This is a genomic window from Modestobacter sp. SYSU DS0904, from assembly GCF_054051115.1.
The window spans coordinates 120,922-142,007 of record NZ_JBJHAQ010000006.1 but is presented as its reverse complement, the minus strand read 5'-3'; the positions used below and the strand labels follow the sequence as shown (position 1 = coordinate 142,007).

Sequence of the window (21,086 nt, the reverse complement as noted above, 5' to 3'; positions counted from 1 at the left end):
GTAGACGCCGGCGTATGCGCAGGGGAGTCCTGACGATGGCCCGTCCATCGGTCCGCCGTTGTACTCGGGGCATGACGACCCAGGGCATGACGACGATCCTCGTGACGGGCGGTACCGGGACCACCGGCAGCCGCGTGACCGCACGCCTGCGGGCGGCCGGGCACCGGGCGGTGCCGGCGAGCCGGGGCGGTGCACGCCGGCTGGACTGGGCCGACCCCGGCGGCTGGGACGCCGCCGTGGCCGGGGTCGAGGCGGTGTACCTGGCCTACGCCCCCGACCTGGCAGTGCCCGGCTCGGGGGAGACCCTGGCCGCGTTCACCGGCCGGGCCGCCGACGCCGGGGCCCGGCGGGTGGTGCTGTTGTCCGGCCGCGGTGAGCCGGGCGCGCAGGCCGCCGAGCAGCTGGTGGCCGCCGCCGCGGACGCCGGCGGGATGGACTGGACGGTGCTCCGCTGCAGCTGGTTCGCGCAGAACTTCACCGAGGGCGCGTTCGCCCCGGCGATGGCCGCCGGCGAGCTCGCCCTGCCGGTGGCCGGGGTGCGGGAGCCGTTCCTGGACGCCGACGACATCGCCGAGGTGGCGGCCGCCGCGCTGCTGGGCGACGGGCACGCGGGGCGGGTGCACGAGCTGACCGGGCCGCGGGCGCTCACCTTCGCCGAGGCGGTGGCCGAGGTGGCGGCGGCGACCGGCCGGCCCGCCCGCTTCCGCACCGAGCCGGTCGAGGAGCACCTCGCCGGGCTGGCCGCGGCCGGGGTGCCGGACGACGTCCGCGCGCTGATGCGCCACCTGTTCACCGAGGTGCTCGACGGGCGCAACACCGCGACCACCGACGGCGTGCGCCGCGTGCTCGGGCGGGAGCCGGCCGGCATCGCCGCGCACCTGCACCCGGCCGCGCACGGGCACCGCACGGCGACGGTCCCGGCCTGACCCGGTGGAGCTGCTGCCCGGGCTGACCGCCCTCGGCGCCGGCCTGGTCGCGGGCGCGTTCGCGGTGTTCAGCCTGATGGTGCTGCCCGCGCTCGCGGCGCTGCCCTCGGCGGCCGGGGTGGCGGCGATGCAGTCGGTGAACCGGACGGCGCTGCGCCCGGCCTTCCTCACGCTGCTGTTCGGCACCGCCGCGCTGTGCCTGGTCAGCGGGGTGCGGGAGCTGGTCGGGGACGGGCGGCCGGCGGTGGGCGCGGGGGCGGTGGTCTACCTGGTCGGCGTCGTCGGGGTGACGGTGGCCGGGAACGTCCCGCTCAACGAGGCGTTGGCCCGGCTGGACGCCGGATCGGCCGCGGCCGGGGAACGATGGCCGGGCTGGGTGCGCCGGTGGACCGGCTGGAACACCGTCCGGGCGCTGGCCGCGACGGTCGCCGCGGCGTTGATCGCCGTGGGGGCCGCCGGCTGAGGCATCAGCTCGCCAGTTCCAGGCGCAGCGGCCGCCCGCCGGTCCCCGGGGCCTCGGCCCAGCCGTCGGCCAGCGTCCACCGCCAGCCGTCCAGCGCCACCCGGGTCACCTGCAGCCGTTCGGCCGAGGCCACCGCCCAGTGCGCGGCCGGCCACCCCTGGCCGGGCACGGTGAGGGCGCCGACCCCGAGCTCGGCCGGGCCGGCCTCGCGGCGGACGGTGTCGGCCACGGCGGCGACGCGCTGGTCCATCGGGGCGTCGGTGGCGGTCGGCGCGTAGTTGCACGACAACCGGCCAGGTTCGTCCGCCGTCAGAGCAGCGCCCAGGCTCTCGGCCATCCCGGTCCACTGTCGGTAGGCGAGCGGAAAGGCGCTGCGCTGGACGGCGTCAGCCACGGTGGTGAGGTCACCGGTCTCCCAGCCGGGCACCCGGACCAGGCCGTCGAAGAACTTCCCGGCGGCGTACACCGGTTCCTGCACCTGCTCGGGGCTGCCCCACCCCTGGGACGGTCGCTGCTGGAACAGGCCGAGGGAGTCGCGATCGCCGTAGTCCAGGTTGCGCAGCCGCGACTCCTGCTGGGCGGTGGCCAGGGCGATCACCGTCGCCCGGGTGGGGAGCCCCCGGGAGCGGGCGACCGCCGCGATCGTGGCGGCGTGGGCCGCCTGCTCGGTGGTCACGGTGACGTCCGACCCGGTCACCGTGCAGGTCCCGCTGGCCACCGGTGCACTCTCGTCCCCGGACTGCCAGACCGCCAGCCCGCCGATCAGCAGCGCCACCAGCGCCAGCACCACCGGACCGACGGGCCGCCGCCGGGGGCGCCTCCGCGACGGCGCGCGGCGGGTGGGGCGCGCCGGCGGCCGGGCCGGGGGACGCCCCGACCGGGCCGGGGGACGCCCCGTCCGGGCCGGGGGACGCCCCGACCGGGCCGGGGCCCGCCGCGCCGTACCCGGGGAGCTCGCCATCGCCGCCGATGCTAGATAAAGGACCCGGCTGCCCCCCGCACCTCGCTCCGCTCGGCGCGGGCCCCTGCAGCCGGGCCGACGGGCCGGGACAGCCTCAGTTTGCGTGCAGTGCGGCGTTGAGCGAGCCCCAGTCGCCGTCGCGCGGGGTGGCCTCCAGCGCTCCGGTCACCGAGTTGCGGCGGAACAGCAGCCCGTCGCGGCCGGAGAGCTCCGCGGCCTTCACCGTCGAGCCGTCGGGCAGGGTGATCTTGACGCCCGCGGTGACGTAGCAGCCGGCCTCGACCACGCAGCGGTCGCCGAGGGAGATGCCGATGCCGGCGTTGGCGCCCAGCAGGCAGCCCTCGCCGATGGAGATGACCTGCTTCCCGCCGCCGGACAGCGTGCCCATGATCGAGGCGCCGCCACCGACGTCGGAGTCCCGCCCCACCACGACGCCCGCGCTGATCCGGCCCTCCACCATCGACGGCCCGAGGGTGCCGGCGTTGAAGTTGACGAAGCCCTCGTGCATCACCGTGGTGCCCTCGGCCAGGTGAGCACCCAGCCGCACCCGGTCGGCGTCGGCGATCCGCACGCCCGAGGGGACGACGTAGTCGACCATCCGGGGGAACTTGTCCACCCCGAAGACGGTCAGCTGCCCGTGGGCGGCGCGGATCCGGGCCCGGGCGGCGTCCAGCTCGGTGGCGAGCACCGGGCCGGCACTGGTCCACGCCACGTTGGCCAGCAGGCCGAAGACCCCGTCCAGGTTGGCCCCGTGCGGCCGGACGAGCCGGTGCGACAGCAGGTGCAGCCGGAGCCACGCGTCGTAGGCGTCGGCCGGGGGCTCGGTGAGGTCGGCGATGGTGGTCGCCACGGCGACCGACGCCACCCCGCGCACCTCGTCGGAGCGGACCAGCCCGGAGAAGTCCGGGCCCAGCAGGCCCTCCAGCTCCAGCACGCCCAGCTGCTGGGTGCCGCTGCCGCCCTGGTCGGCGGAGCTCAGCGAGGGGGCCGGGTACCAGACGTCGAGCACGGTGCCGTCGGCGCTGAGGGTGGCGATGCCGACGCCGTTGGCGCCCGTGGTCTCTGCAGGTGTCGTCACGGCGAACCAGGCTACCCAGCCGCGATCACTACGCTCGGCCCGTGACCGATCCCGTCCCGCTGGACCTGACCGCCGACGTGCTGACCCTCACCCGGGCGCTGGTGGACACCCCGTCGGTCTCCGGGGCGGAGCAGCCGCTGGCCGACGCGGTCGAGGCGGCGCTGCGCGAGCTGGGTGGGCTGGAGGTCGAGCGGGTCGGCAACACCGTGCTGGCCCGCACCAACCTCGACCTGCCCACCCGGATCGTGCTCGCCGGGCACCTGGACACCGTGCCGATCGCCGACAACCTGCCCAGCCGGATCGAGACCGTCGACGGCGAGGAGCGGCTCTACGGCTGCGGCACGAGCGACATGAAGGCCGGTGACGCGGTGATGCTGCGGCTGGCCGCCCGCTTCGGCGTGCCCGGCGCCCGGCCGGCCCGCGACCTCACCTTCGTCTTCTACGACTGCGAGGAGATCGAGGCGACCCGCAACGGGCTGGGCCGGGTGGCCCGCGAGCGGCGCGGCTGGCTCTACGGCGACCTGGCGATCCTGCTCGAGCCCACCGACGGCGTCGTCGAGGGCGGCTGCCAGGGCACGCTGCGCGTCGTCCTCACCGTCCCCGGCACGCGCGCGCACAGCGCCCGGTCCTGGTTGGGCGTCAACGCCGTCCACGGCGCCGCGGGCATCCTCGCGACGCTGGCCGGGTACCAGGCGCGGCAGGTGGAGATCGACGGCCTGCAGTACCGGGAGGGGCTCAACGCGGTGCGGATCGAGGGCGGTGTCGCCGGCAACGTCGTCCCCGACGAGTGCCGGGTGACGGTGAACTTCCGCTACGCCCCCGACCGCGACGAGGACGCCGCCGAGGCGCACGTGCGCGAGGTGTTCGCCGACGCGCTGGCCGCCGGGGTGACGTACGAGGTCACCGACTCCTCCGGCGGCGCGCTGCCCGGGCTCGGCGAGCCCGCGGCGGCAGACTTCGTCGCGGCCGTCGGGCAGCCGCCCCGGGCCAAGCTCGGCTGGACCGACGTGGCCCGGTTCGCCGCCTTCGGCATCCCCGCGGTCAACTACGGACCCGGAGACCCCAACCTCGCCCACCAGGTCGGGGAGTACACGCGCATCGACCGGCTGCAGCCGGCCGAGGACGCCCTGATCGCCTACCTCAGCGGGAGCGACGCATGAGCTCGACCGAGAACGGCCGCCGGCCGCGCCCCACCCGGCACCGGGGCCCGATCACCCTGCGCGGTGGTGAGCCCGACTCGCAGACCGAGGGCTCGACCACCGACCAGCGGCTGCTGGACCGGGGCGGCCCCAGCGACTGGGTGCACACCGACCCGTGGCGGGTGCTGCGGATCCAGAGCGAGTTCGTCGAGGGCTTCGGCCTGCTCGCCGAGCTGCCGCGCGCCGTCAGCGTGTTCGGCAGCGCGCGCACCCCGCGCGACTCCCCGTACTACGAGACCGGGGTGCAGCTGGGCGCCGCGCTCGCCGAGGCCGGTTACGCGGTGATCACCGGCGGCGGCCCGGGCGCGATGGAGGCGGCGAACAAGGGCGCCTGCGACGCCGGCGGCCTGTCGATCGGCCTGGGCATCGAGCTGCCGTTCGAGCAGGACCTCAACGAGTGGGTCGACGTCGGCATCAGCTTCCGCTACTTCTTCGTGCGCAAGACGATGTTCGTCAAGTACGCGCAGGCCTTCGTGATCCTCCCCGGCGGCTTCGGCACCCTCGACGAGCTGTTCGAGGCGCTCACCCTGGTGCAGACCCGCAAGGTCACCCGCTTCCCGGTGATCCTGTTCGGCTCGCAGTACTGGTCCGGGCTGCTGGACTGGATCCGCACCACGATGGCCGAGGCCGGCACGGTGGGCCCGAAGGACCTCGAGCTGCTGCACGTCACCGACGACGTCGCCGAGGCCGTGGCGATCATCTCCGCGGCCGAGGCCGAGCGGGAACGCGACCCGGTCGCCGACGCCCCGCCGCCGGCCCCGGTCGACGACTGACCGTGTCCGCGGTCGTCTTCGTCGTCGGCCTGCTGGTCGTCGGTGGGCTGCTGTTCCTCGGCGCCTCGCTGCTGCTGGGCCGGGGGGAGACCCAGCCGCCGGCCGACCCCGGGCGCTCCCCGGTCGAGCTGCCCGACGACCGCCCGGTGGCCGCCGACGACGTGCGCGCGCTGCGGATGTCGGTCACGGTGCGCGGCTACCGGATGAGCGAGGTCGACTGGCTGCTGGAGCAGCTGGCCCAGGCACTGGACGAGCGCGACGAGGAGATCGCCGCGCTCCGCGCCGACGCGGCCCGCCGCGACGACCCGGACGCCGGGGAAGCCGTCCCCGCCGAAGACCCCACCACCGAACACGAGGAGCGCACCGGTGCCTGAACTGGTCGAGCAGATCGACGTCGACGCACCGCCGGAGCAGGTCTTCGCCGCGCTGGTCGACTGGAACCGCCAGGGCGAGTGGATGCTGCTCACCGACGTCGAGCCGGACGAGGACTCCGGCGCGCAGGGCGTGGGCGGGCGGATCGCCGCGGTCACCGGCGTCCGGCTGCCGTTCGGGCTGCGCGGCGGCCGCCGGCTCGGCGTGCTCGACACGATGCTGGTCACCCGCTGGGAGGCGCCGCGGCGGGTCGACGTCCGGCACACCGGCAAGGTGGTGCGCGGCACCGGCACCTTCGAGGTGCTGCCCCGCGGCGAGGGCGGTTCGACGTTCGTCTGGACCGAGGAGATCGACCTGCCGCTGGGCGCGCTCGGCCGGGCCGGCTGGCCGCTGGCGCGCCCGGTGATCGCCGCCGCCTACCGGGTCTCGCTGCGCCGCTTCGCCGCCTACGCCCGCGCCCACGGGCGCTGACCGGCCGCCTGCTCGGCGTCCCGGACCGCGTTCCGGCTGCGGTACCACTGCCGCCAGAGCAGCGCGGCGATGACCACGTGCACGACGGTGCCGCCGTCGTAGAGCAGCCGCGCGCCGGCCTCCGCGTGCGTCACGCCGGCCGGCGGGTGGGCGTACAGCCACTTGGCCAGCACGTCGTGCCCGGCCATCCCGGCGCCCAGCGCCACGGCGCGGGCGACCACCCCGCGGCGGTGCGGTGCCGGGTCGACGGCGAGGACGGCGGCGGTGGCGAGCCAGCCGGTCAGCAGCACGTGCACCGAGACCAGCAGGTGCCAGCCGGGGGAGTGGACGACGGTGCCGAGCAGCCCGCTGCCGTGCAGCACCCACAGCCCGCCCACGTTGACCGCGGTGGCCACGAACGGGTCGCCGAGCACCCGGGCCGGCGCCGAGCGCAGCAGCCGGCTCACCACCCGGGCCCGGCCGACCGGGAGCGCGCGCAGCAGCAGGGTGACCGGGGCGGCCAGCACCAGCAGCAGCGGCGCCACCATCCCGGCCAGCAGGTGGGCGGCCAGGTGCGCCCGCAGGTCGCCGTGCGCCGCGGCCAGCGGACCGGTCAGCCCGGCCGCCGCCACGGCCAGCCCGGCCAGCCAGCTCGCCGTCCGCAGCGGTGACCAGCGCTGGTCGACCGCGGCCAGCACGTAGCCCAGCGCCAGCAGGGCCAGGACGGCGAGGACGGCGCCGCTCACCGGGGGCTCCTCACGGGGCGGCGCTCACCGGCCGGCCACGGGGGTGCGCTCGCGCGACAGCAGCACCAGACCGGCGGCCAGCAGGAGGACGCCCGCGCCGATCCAGGCGATGTCGTAGGCCAGCAGGTCGACGCCGTAACGGACCTGGTGCACCCGCAGCACCTTGTGGTCGATGACGCCGTCGAAGGTCTGGAAGGCCCCGGCGCCGACGAGCACCGCGCCCCACCAGGTGCGCGGCGCGAAGGCGCGCCGCCGGCGGACATCGGCCAGCAGCGCCAGCCCGGCGACGGTGACCGACCACGTGACGGCGTGCAGCAGGCCGTCGGAGACCAGCGCCGCGTCGCCGCCGGCCCGGTCGTAGAAGTGGTGCCAGCGCAGCAGCTGGTGGAAGACGATCTCGTCGATCGCGCCCATCGCGCCGACGCCGAACAGCAGGCCGGCCCACCGGAGCCGGCGGCGGTCGCGGGAGTCGGCGGCGGGCTCGGTCACGGTGCTCCCTCGGCGGGCGTCGGCGGTCGCCTCTCGCTGCCCGGCCACCTCGCGGGGGAAACGCTCGCGGTGGTCCACTGACCCCCACACCCGACGTGTCGCTGCCGGACGAGAGGGGCGCCACCGTGATCCTGCCCGAGGTCCGGGACCCCCGGCTCGTGACGATCCGCCGTGGCGGCACCCTCACCGACCCGGACCACCAGCTCCTCGCGCTCTGGGCGGCCTCGTGCGCCGAGCACGTCCTCCCGCTCTTCGAGTCGGCCCGGCCCGGGGACCCCCGGCCGCGCGCGGCGATCGCCGCAGCCCGCGCCTGGGTGCGGGGTGAGCTCCCGATGATGCAGGCGCGCGCGGCGGGCGGTCATGCCATGGGCGCGGCCCGGGAGCTTCGCGGGGCCGCACGCCATGCCGCCTACGCCGCCGGTCAGGCCGGAGCCGTCGCTCACGTCGCCGCGCACGACCTCGGCGCTGCCGCCTACGCGATCAAGGCGGTGCGTGCGGCCGCACCGGAGGGGGCGGGGGAGCTCGCCGGGCGAGCCGAGTGCCGGTGGCAGCGGGACCAGCTCCCGGCGGCGATCCGGGCGCTCGTCCTCGACGACCAGCGAGTGCGCAACGACATCTGCTGGTCGGTGTTCGACTGCTGACGGGGCGCGGCCCGGGGCCCGCCTCCCGGCGGTCGTACGACCGCCGGTGGACCCGGGGCCGTGGGGATCCACCCCCGGGGCGACGCGGCCGGGGGCCCGGCCACCCGACGATCAGGGCATGACAGCAGTGCTCTCCGCCCGCGACGTCCGGATGACCTACGGCGCCGGCCCGACCGCGGCGCACGCCCTCGCCGGCGTCGACCTCGACGTCGGCTCCGGCTCGCTGGCGGTGATGGGCCCGTCGGGCTCGGGCAAGACGACGCTGCTGCACGTGCTGGCGGGCATCGTGCGGCCCACCTCGGGGTCGGTGACCTGGCGTGGGCAGGACCTCGCCCGGCTCTCCGATGCCCGGCGCACCGCGCTGCGCCGCACCGACTTCGGCTTCGTCTTCCAGTCCGGGCAGCTGCTGCCGGAGCTGCCGGCGGTGGAGAACGCGGCGTTGCCGCTGATGCTCGCCGGCGCCGGCCGCCGGTTGGCCACCGCCCGGGCGGCGGAGTGGCTGGGCCGGCTCGGGCTGGCCGGGCTGGAGCAGCGCCGGCCCGGGGAGCTCTCCGGTGGGCAGGGGCAGCGGGTGGCGATCGCCCGCGCGCTGGTGGGCGAACCCGGCGTGGTGTTCGCCGACGAGCCGACCGGCGCCCTGGACGCCGCCACCGGTCAGGAGGTGCTGCGGCTGCTGGTCACCGCGACCTCGGCCGCGGGTGCCGCGCTCGTCGTCGTCACCCACGACGACCGGGTGGCCGCCGGCTGCGACCGGGTGGTGACCATGGCCGACGGCCGGCTGGTCGACGACCGGCGCACCACCCCGGTCGCGGGCGGGGTGCCGCGGTGATCGCCGCGCTGCGGCTGTGGGCGGGGCTGGCCCGGAGGCAGGGCGGGGACCGGTTGACCACCGGGCTGGCGGTGCTCGCGTTCACCGCGGTGACCTGGGCGCTGCTGACGACCCTCGGCGGGGTGCGGGCCTTCGTCGAGCGCGCCGAGGGGCAGGGCGAGGGCATCGGCGAGATCTACGTGGTGCTGTCGCTGACCGCGGCCGCGCTGATCCTGGTGCCGCTGGTGACCCTGGGCGGGGCGGCGGCCCGGCTGGCGGTCGCCCGGCGCAACGCCCGGATGGCCGCGCTGCGGCTGGCCGGGGCGACCACCGGTCAGGTGTCGGCGATGGCGGTGGCCGAGGCGCTGACCCAGGCGGTGGCCGGGGCGCTGCTCGGCGCGGTGCTCTACGGCGTGACGCTGCCGCTGGTCGCGCTGCTGCCCTTCCAGGGGCGCACCTTCGACGTCGCCGAGCTGTGGGTGGGCAGCTGGGCGGCGCTCGCCCTGCCGGCCGTCCCGCTGGTGGCGCTGGCCTCCGCGCTCGCCGCGCTGCGGCGGGTGGCGATCACCCCGCTGGGGGTGGCCCGCCGGCTGCCGCCGAAGGGGCTGTCCTGGACCCGGCTGGTGCCGCTGGTGGTGCTCGGCGGGGTGTTCGTGGCCACCGCCAACGGGATGGTCCAGGCCGAGCTCGTGGTCGTCCTCGCCCTGCTGCTGGGCAGCCTGGCCGGGGCGATGTGGGTGTTCACCCTGGTCGGGCCGTGGCTGGTGACGGTGGTCGGCCGGGTCGCCGTCCGCCGGGCGCACAGCGTGCCCACCCTGCTGGCCGCGCGGCGGCTGATCGACGACCCGAAGGCGGCCTGGCGCAGCGTCGGCGGGGTCGCCCTGATCGCCTTCGTGGCCGGGCTGCTCAGCCTCAGCCCGGCGATGGCCGCCACCGCGGAAGGGGAGGACCACCTGGGCATCGACATCGCCACCGGGACGGCGGTGACCCTGGTGATCGCCGCGCTGCTGGCCGCGGTCTCCACCGGGGTCACCCAGGCCGGTCGGGCGCTGGACTCCGCCGCCGAGTACCGGGCGCTGCACCTGGCCGGCACCGAGGTGGGGACGCTGCACGCCGCCCGGATGCGGGAGACCGCCCTGCCGCTGGCGGTGTGCGTGGGCGGGGCCTCGCTCACCGCGCTGCTGATGATCACCCCGTTCGCCGACTCGCTCGCCCAGGAGCCGGTCGGGCTGGTGCTGTTCGCCGGTTCCGTCGTCGTCGGCTGCGCGCTGGTGCTGGCCGGCACCGCGGCCAGCCGCCGGATGGTCGACCGGGCAGCCCGCTCCCTCGGCTGAGCACGCCGGGCCGGTGATCACCTCGGGCTCAACGCTGCCTCCCCGCCGGGATGACCGCGCTCAGCCCGTGGTGATCACGAGGAAGTCGTCGTCCGGCGGGCCCGTCGCACGGCGACCACCGTCCAGACCGCGGCGACCAGCCAGACCGCGACCACGATCAGCAGCAGGTTGCGGCCGTACTCCCGGGGCAGGAACGACGGGTTGGCCGGGCTCGCGCCGGGGGTGAGCAGGAACGGCAGCGTCACCAGGGTGAGCACCCCGCTCACCACCGCCGCGACGACGACCGGTGGCCGGGCCGGCGCGGGCAGGAGCCGGGCGGCGAGCCACCCGAGCCCGATCCAGACCGGCGCGATCACCAGGTCGTGCAGCAGGGCGCTGCCGACGAACCAGGTGGCCCACGAACCCAGCGGAATCCGCGAGCCGGCGGTGACCAGGTTCCAGCCGCCCCACAGCACCGCGGCCAGCCCGGGCACGACGAACAGCCAGCGCCACCACGGCCGCAGCGCCGAGGTCAGCGGCCGGTCGGGGTCCGCGGCGTACGGGTCGGCCGGGACCAGCTCCGCGGCCCGCGGGTCGCGCTCCCGGCTGCTCTCCCGTTCCAGGCTCATGCCGGCCGCACCGCCGTGACCCACTTGGTCTGCATCACCCCGGGCCGGTTCGGCCCGATCAGCCGCACCGGGTAGCCGTGGTCGAGGTCCAGCGGCTCACCCTGCAGCTGCAGGGCGAGCAGGGTGAGCGGGCTGCGCGCGTGCGGTGGCGCCACCACCGAGGTCCGGTACAGCCCGCCGGGCTGCAGCGACTCGACGACGACCTCGGTGTCCCGGGGCAGCCCGGCCTCGGCCAGCAGGTCGGCCAGCCGCACCCCGGTCCAGGTGCCGCCCGCGCTCCAGCCCTCCACGCAGGTGATCGGCAGGTCGACGGTGTGCTGCCGGAAGGCCTGCAGGTCGGCCAGCGTGAGCTCGAGCGGGTCGGGGCCCGCGACGGTGAGCCGGTAGGCCGGGTCGACGGCGGTCCCGGTCACCCCGGCCCGCTCCGCGGTCTGCCGCACCGGCAGGTCCTGCGGCCCGACGCCGGGGTGGCGGGGAGCGAGCACGGAGACGTCGGCCAGCGGGGAGAACGTCTGCCCGGCCATGGTCAGCGTGACCGCCCCGGCGCCCGCGCCGGCGGCGAGCACGAACGCCCGCCGGGAGACCGCCTGGTGCTCGGCCGCCTCGTCGTCGGCGGTGAGCTCCGCGGCCTGCGCGGGGGCGAGGCCGGCGACGGCGCCGGGCGATCCGCGGCGGGCCAGCCCGCGGCGGATCTGCGGGGCCTTCGCGCCGACGTGGACGGCCACCGCGCCGACGGCGATCCAGCCGGTCCAGTAGTGGGTGTCGGGGAAGAAGAAGCCCCACGGGTACCACTGCGCGGTGTTGACCAGGCCGGTGACCAGCTGGAACGTGGTCGCGCCCACCAGCACCAGGATCGACAGCCGGCTGACCACCCGGGACGGCGAACCGGCCGGCGGCCACTCGAACAGCTTCGGGTAGACCGTCCAGAGCTTCACCAGCAGCAGCGGGATCGCGGTGAGCCCGACGGTGACGTGCACGCCCTGGGTGACCCCGTACAGCCACACCGGCCCGGCCGGCCAGACGAACCAGCCGGGCGGCTCCTGGATGAGGTGGCTGACCAGCCCGGTGCCGAAGCAGACTCCGAAGGCCGCGCCCAGCCACACCCCGACCCGGGCGGAGCGGCGCTCGGAGTGCAGCGGGCTGGCGAACGCACCGCGCCGGAACGGGCCGCGGCGCAGGCCGTCCGGCGGGGCGGGCAACCGAGCGCCGAGCAGCCGGTCGAGGGGTGCGGTCACGGCAGCCCTGCCGCCACCCCGTCCACGATGCGCCGGGTCCGGCTGTCCGAGGGGCACCGGGCAGCCACCGCGACGGCGTCGGGGAAGTGGTCGATGTCGGTGAGCACCGGCAGGTCCAGCACGGTCAGCCCGGCGCCCTCCAGTGCGGCGCGGGTGAGCACCGCGGTGTCCTCCCGGGACATCGGCACGGCGGGCAGCACCTGCGCGCCGTCGGGGGAGTGCAGCCCGAGCGCCCACCAGCCGCCGTCCGGCGCGACGCCGAGCACCGCCGTCCCCGGTCCGCCCTCGACCAGCCGGGTCAGGCAGTCGGCGAGCAGCTCCGGCGTCACCTGCGGGGTGTCCATCCCGATCAGCAGGGTGGGCAGCGCGCCGTCGGGCCCGGCCATCGCGTCGGTGAAGGCGTGCGCCAGCCGGGTGCCCAGGTCGCCGTCGACCTGCGGGACGACGACGCAGCCGGACAGGTCCAGGTCGCCGGGCGCGCCGTCCAGGGCCACCACCCGGCGCTGCACCGCCGCCGCCCGCACCACGTCGAGGGTGTCGCCGACGGCCGCCGAGGCGATGGCGGCCGCCTGCTCCGGCGTGCAGGGCGGGGTGAGCCGGGTCTTGCTCCGGCCGGGCACCGGGGCCTTGGTGATCACCAGCAGCTGGGTCGCGCTCATCGCGCCAGCACCTCCCGCATGTCCCGGATCGTGCGCAGCGTGCCGAGTGCGGTCCCGGTGACCTTCGACTTCGTCCCCTCGGCCCGCGGGGCGTAGTCGACGTCGACCTCGACGATCCGCCACCCGGCGTCCGCCGCCTTGGTGACCATCTCCAGCGGGTAGCCGAACCGGCGGTCGGTGATGCCCAGCGCGAGCAGCGCCTCCCGTCGTCCGGCGCGCATCGGGCCGAGGTCGTGCAGCGCGAGCCCGGTGCGGCGGCGCAGCATCACGCTCAGCGCGGTGTTGGCGACCCGGGCGTGCAGCGGCCAGGCGCTGCGGTGCGTGGGGCGGCGGCGGCCGAGCACCAGGTCGGCCTCGCCGGCCAGCACCGGGCCGGCGACCCGCGGCAGGTCGGCGGGGTCCATCGAGGCGTCGGCGTCGCAGAAGCAGACGACGTCGGCGGTGGCCGCCTCCAGTCCGGCGTGCGCGGCCGCGCCGAAGCCCCGCTGCGGCACGGAGACGACGGTCGCGCCGTGGTCGGCGGCGATCTGCGCCGATCCGTCGGTCGAGCCGTTGTCGGCGACGATCGCGCGGTAGCCGGCGGGCAGCCGGGTGAGCACCGCGGGCAGCGCCCCGGCTTCGTCGAGGCAGGGGAAGACGACGTCCGGCACGGACGGACGGTAGCCGGGTTCCACGATCATCGCCTGCTCTTCGGTCGTGGACCACCGATCGGATGCGCCCGTCTCGCCGAAGTGGCCACTTCGGCGAGAACGCGGGGCGGGGCGTCCGCCTACGCTCGGGAACCGTGCAGACGGCGCCCGCTCCGGTCGAGTCCCCGGCGGGTGAGCAGCGCCGGCCGTGGGTGCCGCCGCTGGCCGTCGCCGGAGTGGCCGTGTTCGTCGTGGTCATGGGCCTGATCGGCTGGCGGCTGACCGAGGACGGCGTGCGCCTGCACCTGCTCGGCGGCTGGGTGCTGCGGGGCGGGTTCGACCCGGTGCTCACCCCGGCGGTGCTGCTGCCGGTGGCCGTCGGGCTGGCCGGGGTGCTGTGGGGGCCGGCGCTGGCCACCCGGCTGCGCTGGCGGCTGCTGCTGCCGGCCTCCGCGCTCGCCGCGGCCGGCTGGGCGGTCGCGCTCGCGCTGAGCTCCGGGGTGCACCGGCTGACCGAGCCGCTCGGGTCGGTCTACGAGTACCCGAACGACGTGCCGCGGGTCGGTGGGATCGGGGAGTTCCTCACCGGCTTCGTCGCCTCGGTGCCGGCCGACGCCGCCGACCCGTGGACCACCCACGTCGCCGGGCACCCACCCGGCGCCCTGCTCGCCTTCGTGCTGCTGGACCGGCTGGGCCTGAGCGGGCTCGGCTGGGCCGCGGCGCTGTGCATCGCCGGGGGTGCGCTCGCCGTCCCCGCGGTGCTGGTCACGGTGCGGGCGGTGGCCGACGAGGGGAGCGCCCGGGTGGTCGCGCCGTTCCTGGTGCTCGCGCCGGTCGCGCTCTGGGTGGCCACCAGCGCCGACGCCCTGTTCGCCGGGGTGGCCGCCTGGGGGGTCGCGCTGCTGGCGACGGCGGCCGCCCGCGCGCCGGGCCTCGGCGCCGACCTGCGGGCCCTGGGCGGCGGGCTGCTCATGGGGCTGGCGCTCTTCCTCTCCTTCGGCCTCACCGCGCTCGGCCTGGTCGTGCTCGTCGTCGTGCTGGTGCACCGCGGCCGGCTCGGCTGGGCCGGGGTGGCCCGGGTGCTCGGCGTCGGCGCGGTCGGCGTGCTGCTGGTGGTCGCCGCGTTCGCGGCCGGCGGCTACTGGTGGCTGGAGGGCTTCGGCGCCGCCGGTGACCGGGTGCGCTCGGGGCCGTCCTACGCCAACCGGCCGCTGCCCTTCTTCCTCTTCAGCAACCTGGCCGCCGCCGCGCTGGCCATCGGCCCGGCCGCGGTGGCCGGTCTCGCCTCGCTGCGCCGGCACCGGCTGGCGCTGGTTCCGCTGGCCGCGCTCGCCGGGATGCTGGTCTCCGACGCCACCGGGCTGGTGCGCGGGGAGACCGAGCGGATCTGGCTGCCGTTCTACGTCTGGCTGCTGGTCGCCACCGCGTTCCTGCCGGCCCGGCAGCGCCGCGGGTGGCTCGCTGCCTCGGTGGTGCTCGCGCTGGTGATCGAGGTCGTCGTCCGCACCGAGTGGTGACCGTGCTGACGACGGCGCGGGGCGTGGGCCAGGATGGCCGCGTGCGGACGTCGGGGGTGGCTCGGTGAGCCGGCGGGGCTGGGCGCTGTTCGTCGCGATGTCGCTGATCTGGGGCGCGCCCTACCTGCTCATCAAGGTCGCCGTCGGTGAGTTCTCCCCGGTGCTGGTGGTCTTCGCCCGCTGCGTCATCGGCGCCGCGGTGCTGCTGCCCTGGACCATCGCGCGCGGTCAGCTGCGTCCGGCGCTGCGGCACTGGCGGGCGCTGCTGCTGTTCACCGTGCTGGAGATGACCGGCCCGTGGCTGCTGCTGTCCTGGGCCGAGCAGTCGTTGTCGAGCTCGCTCACCGGGCTGCTGGTGGCCGCCGTCCCGTTCGTCGCTGCGCTCGCCGCCCGGCTGGCCGGCGAGGAGGACCGGCTCTCCCCGGTGCGGGTGCTCGGCATGCTCATCGGCGTCGTCGGGATCGCCGCGCTGCTCGGGCTGGACGTCGCCGGTGCCCAGCTGTCCGCGATCGGCGCCGTGGGGCTGGTGGTGATCGGTTACGCCACCGCGCCGATGGTGGTCAGCCGCGCGCTGCCCGACGTCCCCGGCGTCGCGGCGGCCTCGATCGCGCTGACGGTCACCGCGGTCGTCTACGCCCCGTTCGCGCTGCCGCAGCTGGGGCAGCTGCCCGGTGCCCCGGCCGACGCGCTGGTGTCGCTGGCCGCGCTCGGGCTGGTGTGCACGGCGCTGGCGATGGCGTTGTTCTTCGCGCTCATCCGCGAGGCCGGCCCGCAGCGGGCCCTGGTGATCACCTTCGTGAACCCGGCGGTCGCCGTCCTGCTGGGGGTGCTGCTGCTCGACGAGCCGTTCACCCCGGGCCTCGCCGTCGGGCTGCCGCTGGTGCTGCTCGGCTGCGCGCTCGCCACTCGCCGCAGCCCCACCCGCCCGCGCCGCTCGGAACTCACCGAGGTCGACAGCGCCGTTCCCTGACCCCCACCCTCCGAGGAGAGCCATGACCGAACCGTCGACGTCGCCGGTGGTCCGCACCCGTGCGGGCGCGCTGCGCGGGCGCACCGAAGCCGGGCTCGCGGTGTTCCGCGGCATCCCGTTCGCCGCGCCGCCGGTGGGCCCGCTGCGCTTCCAGGCGCCCCGACCGGCCCGGCCGTGGGACGGCGTCCGGGAGGCCGACGTCTTCGGGCCCCCGCCGCCGCAGGCGCCGATGGGCCCGCCGCCCCCGGTGCCGCCGCCCACCGGGCCGGTGCGCCACGACCCGACCGACTGGCTGACCCTCAACGTCTGGACGCCGGACCCCGGCGCCACCGGGCTGCCGGTGCTGGTGTGGGTCTACGGCGGCGCCTACCGGCTGGGCAGCGCGGACGCGCCCGACTACGACGGCGGGGCCCTCGCCCGCACCGGCGCGGTGGTGGTCACCGCCAACCACCGGGTGGGGGTGGAGGGCTGGGCGGAGCTCGACGGTGCACCGGCGAACCGGGCGCTGCTCGACGTGGCGGCGACGCTGCGCTGGGTGCAGGAGGAGATCGCGGCCTTCGGTGGGGACCCGGCGCAGGTGACGCTGTTCGGGGAGTCGGCCGGCGCGGGGATCATCGCCGGGCTGCTGGTGATGCCCACGGTCACCGGCCTGTTCTCCCGGGCGGTGCTGCAAAGCGTGCCGGGCACCTGGTTCACCCCGGAGCTGGCCCGCGACGTGACCGCCGAGCTGGTCGCGCCGCTGGACCTGCCGGGCTCGGCCGCCGCGCTCGCCGACGTCCCGCCGCAGCGGCTGGTGGACGCGCTGGCCCAGCTGGACCGCCGGCTGCCGGAGCTGGACCGTTGGGGCCTGGTGGCGCACACCCCGACGCCGTTCTCCCCGGTGGTCGACGGCCAGGTGCTGCCCACCGACCCGTGGACCGGCCTGACCGCCGGCGCCGCCCGCGACGTGCCGCTGGTGGTCGGGCACAACCGGGACGAGTGGCGGCTGTTCCTGGCGCTGGGCGGTCAGGTCGGCGCGGTCACCGAGGAGATGGCCGCCACCGCGATGCGGGTCTTCGGCCCCGGCCCGACCCCGGAGACCCGGATGCGGGCGGCCTACCCGGAGGCCGGGCCCGAGGAGCTGTTCGTCCTGGCGCACTCCGACCGGATGTTCCGGGTGCCCAGCCTGGACCTGGCCCGGGCGCACACCGCGGGCGGTGGCCGGGCCCACCTGTACGAGCTCACCTGGCCCGCGCCGGGCGGCGGCGGGGTGCTGGGTGCCTGCCACGCCCTCGACGTCCCGCTGGTGTTCGGCGGGCTGGACGTCGGGCTCGGGGTGCAGCTGCTGGGCAGCCCGCCGCCGGCCGAGGCCGGCGAGGTCTCCGCGCAGCTGCAGGGGGCCTGGACCGCCTTCGCCCGCGACGGCGACCCCGGCTGGCCGGCGTACGAGGAGAAGGGGGCGCTCACCCGGGTGTTCGACGCCGGCGAGCGGGGTGGCGTGCGGCCCTACCCGGAGCAGGCCACCCGCACGCTGTGGCGGGGCGCGCCGATCGAGGTGCTCGACCTGCGCGGCTGACCCTCGCTCTGCACCGAAGTGGCCACTTCGGCGAAGAGCGGGGGTCAGGGGGCGGGGCGCAGGGGGGCGGTGGCGAACTCGCGCATGCCGTCGGCGAAGGTCACCCGCGCGGAGAAGCCGAGCTCGTGCCCGGCCCGCGCGGGGGAGGCCACCACGTGCCGGACGTCGCCGATCCGGTACTCGCCGGTGACCTCCGGCGCCGGGCCGCCGAACGCCTCGGCCAGCGCGGCCGCCATGTCGCCCACGCTGTGCGGCACGCCCGACGCCACGTTGTACGCCCGCAGCGCGGCGTCGGGGGCCTCGGTCTCCAGCGCCCGCAGGTTGGCCCGGGCGACGTCGGTGACGTGCACGAAGTCGCGCATCTGGCCGCCGTCCTCGAACACCCGCGGCGCGCGGCCACCCTCCAGCGCCGACCGGAAGATCGAGGCGACGCCGGCGTAGGGGGTGTCCCGGGGCATCTGCGGGCCGTAGACGTTGTGGTACCGCAGCGCGATCGCGCCGCCGCCGGTCGAGCGGGCCCACGCCGACGCCAGGTGCTCCTGGGCCAGCTTGGTCGCCGCGTAGGTGTTGCGCGGGTCGGCCGGGGTGTCCTCCCCGACCTCGCCCCAGCTCAGCTGCCGCCCGCAGGCCGGGCACGGCGGCTCGAAGCGGCCGGCGTCCAGGTCGGCCCGGCGGCGCGGCGCCGCGGGGACGACGCCGTGCTCGGGGCACTCGTAGCGGCCCTCGCCGTAGACCACCATCGAGCTGGCCAGCACCAGCCGGCCGACGTCGGCGCGCGCCATCGCGGCCAGCAGCACCGCCGTGCCCAGGTCGTTGATCCCGGCGTAGTCGGGCATGTCCTGCACGTCGACGCCGAGGCCGACCATCGCCGCCTGGTGGCAGACGGCGTCCACCCCGGCCAGCGCGCGGTCGACGGTCGCGGCGTCCCGGACGTCGCCGTGCAGCAGCTCCACGCCGTCCAGCCCGGGCACGCCCTCGGGATAGGCCGGGTGGACCGCGGGCAGCAGGGCGTCGAGCACCCGCACCGCGTGCCCGGCCTGCCGGCAGGCGGCGACGACGTGGGAGCCGATGAAGCCCGCCCCTCCGGTGATCAGGATGCGCACGACGGGGAACGCTAACGTCGTCGACCGTGGACCGCCCGAGATGCGACTGGGCCATCAGTGCCCCCGAGTACGTCCGGTACCACGACGAGGAGTGGGGGGTGCCGCTGCGGGGGGACGACGCCCTCTACGAGCGGCTGACCCTGGAGGCCTTCCAGTCGGGGCTGTCCTGGATCACCATCCTGCGCAAGCGCCCGGCGTTCCGGGCCGCGTTCGCCGGCTTCCGGATCGCGGCGGTCGCGGAGTTCACCGACGACGACGTGGCGCGGCTGATGGCCGATGCCGGGATCGTCCGCAACCACGCGAAGGTCACCGCCGCGATCGCCAACGCCCGGGCCGCGCTGACGGTCCCCGAGGGCCTCTCGGCGTTGCTGTGGTCCTTCGCGCCGACCGGGCCGCGGGCCCGGCCGCGCACGCTCGCCGACGTGCCGGCCACCTCGGCGGAGTCGGTGGCGATGGCCAAGGAGCTCAAGCGGCGCGGCTTCCGCTTCGTCGGGCCGATCACCGGCTACGCGCTGATGCAGGCCACCGGGATGGTCGACGACCACGTCGCGACGTGTTTCCGGGCCGGTCCCGCCCGACCCGTCTGAGCCACGCCGGAGGGTCCGGGTTGGTCGATCCGCCCCCCATACGGGATCATGGGACCCGGTTCTCTGCACAACAGGTGCCACACCGCGACCATCCGGTCACGGGTGGCGGGCGAAGGAGGCACGCATGGCGGCCATGAAGCCGCGCACGGGTGAGGGTCCCCTCGAGGTCACCAAGGAGGGCCGCGGCCTGGTCATGCGCGTCCCGCTGGAGGGTGGCGGCCGGCTCGTCGTCGAGTTGACCCCCGACGAGGCGAGCGCCCTCTCCGAGGCCCTGAAGGGCGCGATCAGCTGAACACCGCCGCGAGCCTGCCCCCGGGCAGCCCCGCGGGCGACGACGCGGCCCCGGCCGCCGGCACCACGCCGGCGACCGGGGTCGCGCCGTTCCCGCAGGTCACCGTGCTGCCCACGCTGCCCCCGCTCGGCCCCGACGACGTGCTGGCGGTGCCGGTCGGCGCGCAGGGGGCCCTGCCGCCCTGGCTGACCGGCCCGGACGCCGGTCAGCCGGCCGTGATCGACCCGGACTTCCTGGCCGGCGCGCTGGCCGACACCGGCAACGGCGGCCGGCCCGGCGGGATCACCAACCTGCCGGTGCCGGGCCGGCGGCCGCGCAGCGTGGTCGCGGTCGGCGTCGGGGACGGCACCGTCCCGGAGCTGCGCAGCTACGTGGGCGTCGCGGTGCGCCGCGCGCAGACCCTCGCCGAGCACGGCGCCCGCCGGCTGGTGCTGCCGCTGGACTCCGCCGCCGGCCCGGCCGGCGCCGAGGAGGTGCGCGCCGCCGTCGAGGCCGTGGTGCTGGCCGGGTACCGCTTCCGCACTTCGTCCGCCCCGCACCCGCCCCGGCTGGCCGAGGTCGCCGTGGTGGCCGCCGACGCCGACGACCCGGCCGTGGCCGCCGGGGAGCTGGCCGGCTCGGTCGCCGCCGACGCCGTCGCCTGGGCCCGCGACCTGGTGAACACCCCCAGCGACACCAAGACCCCCGCCTGGCTCACCGACCAGGTCCGCACCCGGCTGGCCGGCCTGGCGCACGTCGGGGTCACGGTGCTCGGCCCCGACCAGCTGCGTGCCGGCGGCTTCGGCGGCGTGCTCGCCGTGGGCGGTGGCTCCGCGTCCCCGCCGCGGGTGGTCGTCGTCCGGTACGCGCCGCCCGGCGCGGGGGAGGGGCGCCCGGTGCTGGTCGGCAAGGGCATCACCTTCGACACCGGCGGCCTGTCGATCAAGACCACCGCCGGGATGCGGGAGATGAAGACCGACATGGCCGGCGCCGCCGCGGTGCTCGCCGCCGTCGACGCAGCCGCCCGGCTGGAGCTGCCGGTCGCGGTCACCGCGGTGGTCGCGCTCGCCGAGAACGCGGTCTCCGGCTCGGCCTACCGCCCGGCCGACGTCATCCGGCACGTGGGTGGGCGCACCACCGAGGTGCGCAACACCGACGCCGAGGGCCGGCTGGTGCTCGCCGACGCCCTGGCCCACGCGCGCGCCGAGCTCGGCGCCACGGTCCTGGTCGACGTCGCCACGCTGACCGGTGCGATGAAGACGGCGCTGGGCGCCCGCACCGCGGGGCTCTACGCCACCGACGACGGGCTGGCCGACGCGCTGCTGACCGCCGCCGGACACGCCGGGGAGTCGTTCTGGCGGATGCCGCTGGCCGAGGAGCACGTCGCGCACCTGCGCGCCCAGCTGGACTCCGACGTCGCCGACGCCAACAACGCGCCGGGCAACCCGGGGTCGACGACGGCGGCGCTGTTCCTGCAGCCGTTCACCGGCGGCCTGCCCTGGGCGCACCTGGACGTCGCCGGCCCGGCCCGCGCCGGCAGCGACACCGCCGAGGTGGTCAAGGGCGGCACCGGGTTCGCCGTCCGCACCCTGCTGCGCTGGCTGGCCGCGGGGGCGCCGGTGGGCCCGGGCGGGAACTGAGTCGTCCGGGACCGGGTTGCCCGGGACCGATGAGGTGTTCCCGGGGCGTGTCCCGGGCATGGCAGTCCCCGA

General features: G+C 76.8%; 24 protein-coding genes. 15 read left to right on the top strand and 9 right to left on the bottom strand.

Annotated elements, in window-relative coordinates; translation table 11 throughout:
• Window positions 1–71 precede the first annotated feature (71 nt).
• Complete coding sequence (locus tag ACI79U_RS06345) at window positions 72–926, top strand: NAD-dependent epimerase/dehydratase family protein (RefSeq protein ID WP_457065970.1); 855 nt, start codon at window positions 72–74, stop codon at window positions 924–926.
• A 4-nt stretch (window positions 927–930) separates the two neighbouring features.
• The gene (locus ACI79U_RS06340) at window positions 931–1,389 is read left to right on the top strand and encodes an anthrone oxygenase family protein (protein ID WP_457065972.1); all 459 of its coding nucleotides are present in this window, start codon (window positions 931–933) and stop codon (window positions 1,387–1,389) included.
• Between the two features lie 4 nt (window positions 1,390–1,393).
• Here the strand turns inward: ACI79U_RS06340 and ACI79U_RS06335 are convergent, their stop codons facing one another.
• A complete protein-coding gene (locus ACI79U_RS06335; protein ID WP_457065974.1) occupies window positions 1,394–2,179 on the bottom strand; it encodes a hypothetical protein in 786 nt (261 codons plus the stop codon).
• Window positions 2,180–2,444: 265 nt separating this feature from the next.
• Complete coding sequence (gene dapD / locus ACI79U_RS06330) at window positions 2,445–3,428, bottom strand: 2,3,4,5-tetrahydropyridine-2,6-dicarboxylate N-succinyltransferase (protein ID WP_457065976.1); 984 nt, start codon at window positions 3,426–3,428, stop codon at window positions 2,445–2,447.
• Window positions 3,429–3,469: 41 nt separating this feature from the next.
• On the opposite strand from dapD, the gene dapE reads away from it, so the two are divergent.
• The 4 genes from dapE to ACI79U_RS06310 are packed head-to-tail and all read left to right on the top strand — an operon-like array spanning window position 3,470 to window position 6,243.
• On the top strand, window positions 3,470–4,588 hold the full coding sequence (gene dapE, locus ACI79U_RS06325) for a succinyl-diaminopimelate desuccinylase (RefSeq protein WP_457065978.1): 1,119 nt from the start codon (window positions 3,470–3,472) through the stop codon (window positions 4,586–4,588).
• A complete protein-coding gene (locus tag ACI79U_RS06320) occupies window positions 4,585–5,400 on the top strand; it encodes an LOG family protein (protein WP_457065980.1) in 816 nt (271 codons plus the stop codon). The genes dapE and ACI79U_RS06320 overlap by 4 nt, the downstream gene beginning before the upstream one ends.
• A 2-nt stretch (window positions 5,401–5,402) precedes the next feature.
• Window positions 5,403–5,774 carry a DivIVA domain-containing protein gene (locus tag ACI79U_RS06315; protein WP_457065982.1) on the top strand — a complete coding sequence of 124 codons (372 nt, stop codon included), beginning with the start codon at window positions 5,403–5,405 and terminating at the stop codon, window positions 5,772–5,774.
• Window positions 5,767–6,243, top strand: a complete 477-nt coding sequence (locus ACI79U_RS06310; RefSeq protein ID WP_457065984.1) for an SRPBCC family protein — start codon at window positions 5,767–5,769, stop codon at window positions 6,241–6,243. Before ACI79U_RS06315 ends, ACI79U_RS06310 begins: the two co-directional genes overlap by 8 nt.
• Here the strand turns inward: ACI79U_RS06310 and ACI79U_RS06305 are convergent.
• Together ACI79U_RS06305 and ACI79U_RS06300 are read right to left on the bottom strand one after the other, a co-directional pair.
• Window positions 6,219–6,968: a cytochrome c oxidase assembly protein gene (locus ACI79U_RS06305; protein ID WP_457065986.1), complete on the bottom strand. Its 750-nt coding sequence runs from the start codon at window positions 6,966–6,968 to the stop codon at window positions 6,219–6,221. The two genes, ACI79U_RS06310 and ACI79U_RS06305, sit on opposite strands and share 25 nt — an antisense overlap.
• Before the next feature lie 24 nt (window positions 6,969–6,992).
• On the bottom strand, window positions 6,993–7,457 hold the full coding sequence (locus ACI79U_RS06300; RefSeq protein ID WP_457065988.1) for a DUF2243 domain-containing protein: 465 nt from the start codon (window positions 7,455–7,457) through the stop codon (window positions 6,993–6,995).
• 125 nt (window positions 7,458–7,582) lie between these two features.
• Between ACI79U_RS06300 and ACI79U_RS06295 the strand changes: the two genes are divergently transcribed.
• The 3 genes from ACI79U_RS06295 to ACI79U_RS06285 all read left to right on the top strand — a co-directional run bounded on the left by ACI79U_RS06295 (window position 7,583) and on the right by ACI79U_RS06285 (window position 10,240).
• Window positions 7,583–8,098 (top strand): putative immunity protein, encoded by a 516-nt coding sequence (locus ACI79U_RS06295; protein WP_457065990.1) that lies wholly within the window; start codon window positions 7,583–7,585, stop codon window positions 8,096–8,098.
• Window positions 8,099–8,216: 118 nt separating this feature from the next.
• On the top strand, window positions 8,217–8,927 hold the full coding sequence (locus tag ACI79U_RS06290; RefSeq protein ID WP_457065992.1) for an ABC transporter ATP-binding protein: 711 nt from the start codon (window positions 8,217–8,219) through the stop codon (window positions 8,925–8,927).
• On the top strand, window positions 8,924–10,240 hold the full coding sequence (locus ACI79U_RS06285) for a hypothetical protein (RefSeq protein ID WP_457065994.1): 1,317 nt from the start codon (window positions 8,924–8,926) through the stop codon (window positions 10,238–10,240). Before ACI79U_RS06290 ends, ACI79U_RS06285 begins: the two co-directional genes overlap by 4 nt.
• A gap of 74 nt (window positions 10,241–10,314) precedes the next feature.
• On the opposite strand, the gene ACI79U_RS06280 is transcribed toward ACI79U_RS06285, so the two are convergent.
• Genes ACI79U_RS06280 through ACI79U_RS06265 form a run of 4 tightly spaced genes read right to left on the bottom strand, consistent with a single transcriptional unit; the run spans window position 10,315 to window position 13,392 of the window.
• A complete protein-coding gene (locus ACI79U_RS06280; protein ID WP_457065996.1) occupies window positions 10,315–10,848 on the bottom strand; it encodes a hypothetical protein in 534 nt (177 codons plus the stop codon).
• Window positions 10,845–12,083: a molybdopterin-dependent oxidoreductase gene (locus ACI79U_RS06275; RefSeq protein ID WP_457065998.1), complete on the bottom strand. Its 1,239-nt coding sequence runs from the start codon at window positions 12,081–12,083 to the stop codon at window positions 10,845–10,847. The genes ACI79U_RS06280 and ACI79U_RS06275 overlap by 4 nt, the downstream gene beginning before the upstream one ends.
• On the bottom strand, window positions 12,080–12,742 hold the full coding sequence (locus ACI79U_RS06270; RefSeq protein WP_457066000.1) for a TIGR04282 family arsenosugar biosynthesis glycosyltransferase: 663 nt from the start codon (window positions 12,740–12,742) through the stop codon (window positions 12,080–12,082). Before ACI79U_RS06270 ends, ACI79U_RS06275 begins: the two co-directional genes overlap by 4 nt.
• Window positions 12,739–13,392 (bottom strand): glycosyltransferase family 2 protein, encoded by a 654-nt coding sequence (locus ACI79U_RS06265; RefSeq protein ID WP_457072614.1) that lies wholly within the window; start codon window positions 13,390–13,392, stop codon window positions 12,739–12,741. Before ACI79U_RS06265 ends, ACI79U_RS06270 begins: the two co-directional genes overlap by 4 nt.
• A 134-nt stretch (window positions 13,393–13,526) precedes the next feature.
• On the opposite strand from ACI79U_RS06265, the gene ACI79U_RS06260 reads away from it, so the two are divergent.
• The 3 genes from ACI79U_RS06260 to ACI79U_RS06250 all read left to right on the top strand — a co-directional run bounded on the left by ACI79U_RS06260 (window position 13,527) and on the right by ACI79U_RS06250 (window position 17,413).
• The gene (locus ACI79U_RS06260) at window positions 13,527–14,888 is read left to right on the top strand and encodes a hypothetical protein (RefSeq protein WP_457066004.1); all 1,362 of its coding nucleotides are present in this window, start codon (window positions 13,527–13,529) and stop codon (window positions 14,886–14,888) included.
• A 64-nt stretch (window positions 14,889–14,952) separates the two neighbouring features.
• A complete protein-coding gene (locus tag ACI79U_RS06255; protein ID WP_457066006.1) occupies window positions 14,953–15,858 on the top strand; it encodes a DMT family transporter in 906 nt (301 codons plus the stop codon).
• A gap of 22 nt (window positions 15,859–15,880) precedes the next feature.
• On the top strand, window positions 15,881–17,413 hold the full coding sequence (locus tag ACI79U_RS06250) for a carboxylesterase/lipase family protein (protein WP_457066008.1): 1,533 nt from the start codon (window positions 15,881–15,883) through the stop codon (window positions 17,411–17,413).
• A gap of 44 nt (window positions 17,414–17,457) precedes the next feature.
• On the opposite strand, the gene ACI79U_RS06245 is transcribed toward ACI79U_RS06250, so the two are convergent.
• On the bottom strand, window positions 17,458–18,516 hold the full coding sequence (locus tag ACI79U_RS06245) for an NAD-dependent epimerase/dehydratase family protein (protein WP_457066010.1): 1,059 nt from the start codon (window positions 18,514–18,516) through the stop codon (window positions 17,458–17,460).
• A gap of 26 nt (window positions 18,517–18,542) precedes the next feature.
• Between ACI79U_RS06245 and ACI79U_RS06240 the strand changes: the two genes are divergently transcribed.
• The 3 genes from ACI79U_RS06240 to ACI79U_RS06230 all read left to right on the top strand — a co-directional run bounded on the left by ACI79U_RS06240 (window position 18,543) and on the right by ACI79U_RS06230 (window position 21,014).
• Entirely contained in the window at window positions 18,543–19,103 is a 561-nt protein-coding gene (locus ACI79U_RS06240) for a DNA-3-methyladenine glycosylase I (protein ID WP_457066012.1), read from the top strand.
• 124 nt (window positions 19,104–19,227) lie between these two features.
• Window positions 19,228–19,395 (top strand): DUF3117 domain-containing protein, encoded by a 168-nt coding sequence (locus tag ACI79U_RS06235; protein WP_457066014.1) that lies wholly within the window; start codon window positions 19,228–19,230, stop codon window positions 19,393–19,395.
• Between the two features lie 104 nt (window positions 19,396–19,499).
• A complete protein-coding gene (locus ACI79U_RS06230) occupies window positions 19,500–21,014 on the top strand; it encodes a leucyl aminopeptidase family protein (protein ID WP_457066016.1) in 1,515 nt (504 codons plus the stop codon).
• Window positions 21,015–21,086 lie beyond the last annotated feature (72 nt).

Coding starts and splice junctions, on each gene's coding strand:
- ACI79U_RS06270 (WP_457066000.1), bottom strand. CDS start 12,742: ATGAGCGCGACCCAGCTGCTGGTGATCACCAAGGCCCCGGTGCCCGGC.
- ACI79U_RS06250 (WP_457066008.1), top strand. CDS start 15,881: ATGACCGAACCGTCGACGTCGCCGGTGGTCCGCACCCGTGCGGGCGCG.
- ACI79U_RS06345 (WP_457065970.1), top strand. CDS start 72: ATGACGACCCAGGGCATGACGACGATCCTCGTGACGGGCGGTACCGGG.
- ACI79U_RS06320 (WP_457065980.1), top strand. CDS start 4,585: ATGAGCTCGACCGAGAACGGCCGCCGGCCGCGCCCCACCCGGCACCGG.
- ACI79U_RS06235 (WP_457066014.1), top strand. CDS start 19,228: ATGGCGGCCATGAAGCCGCGCACGGGTGAGGGTCCCCTCGAGGTCACC.
- ACI79U_RS06290 (WP_457065992.1), top strand. CDS start 8,217: ATGACAGCAGTGCTCTCCGCCCGCGACGTCCGGATGACCTACGGCGCC.
- ACI79U_RS06280 (WP_457065996.1), bottom strand. CDS start 10,848: ATGAGCCTGGAACGGGAGAGCAGCCGGGAGCGCGACCCGCGGGCCGCG.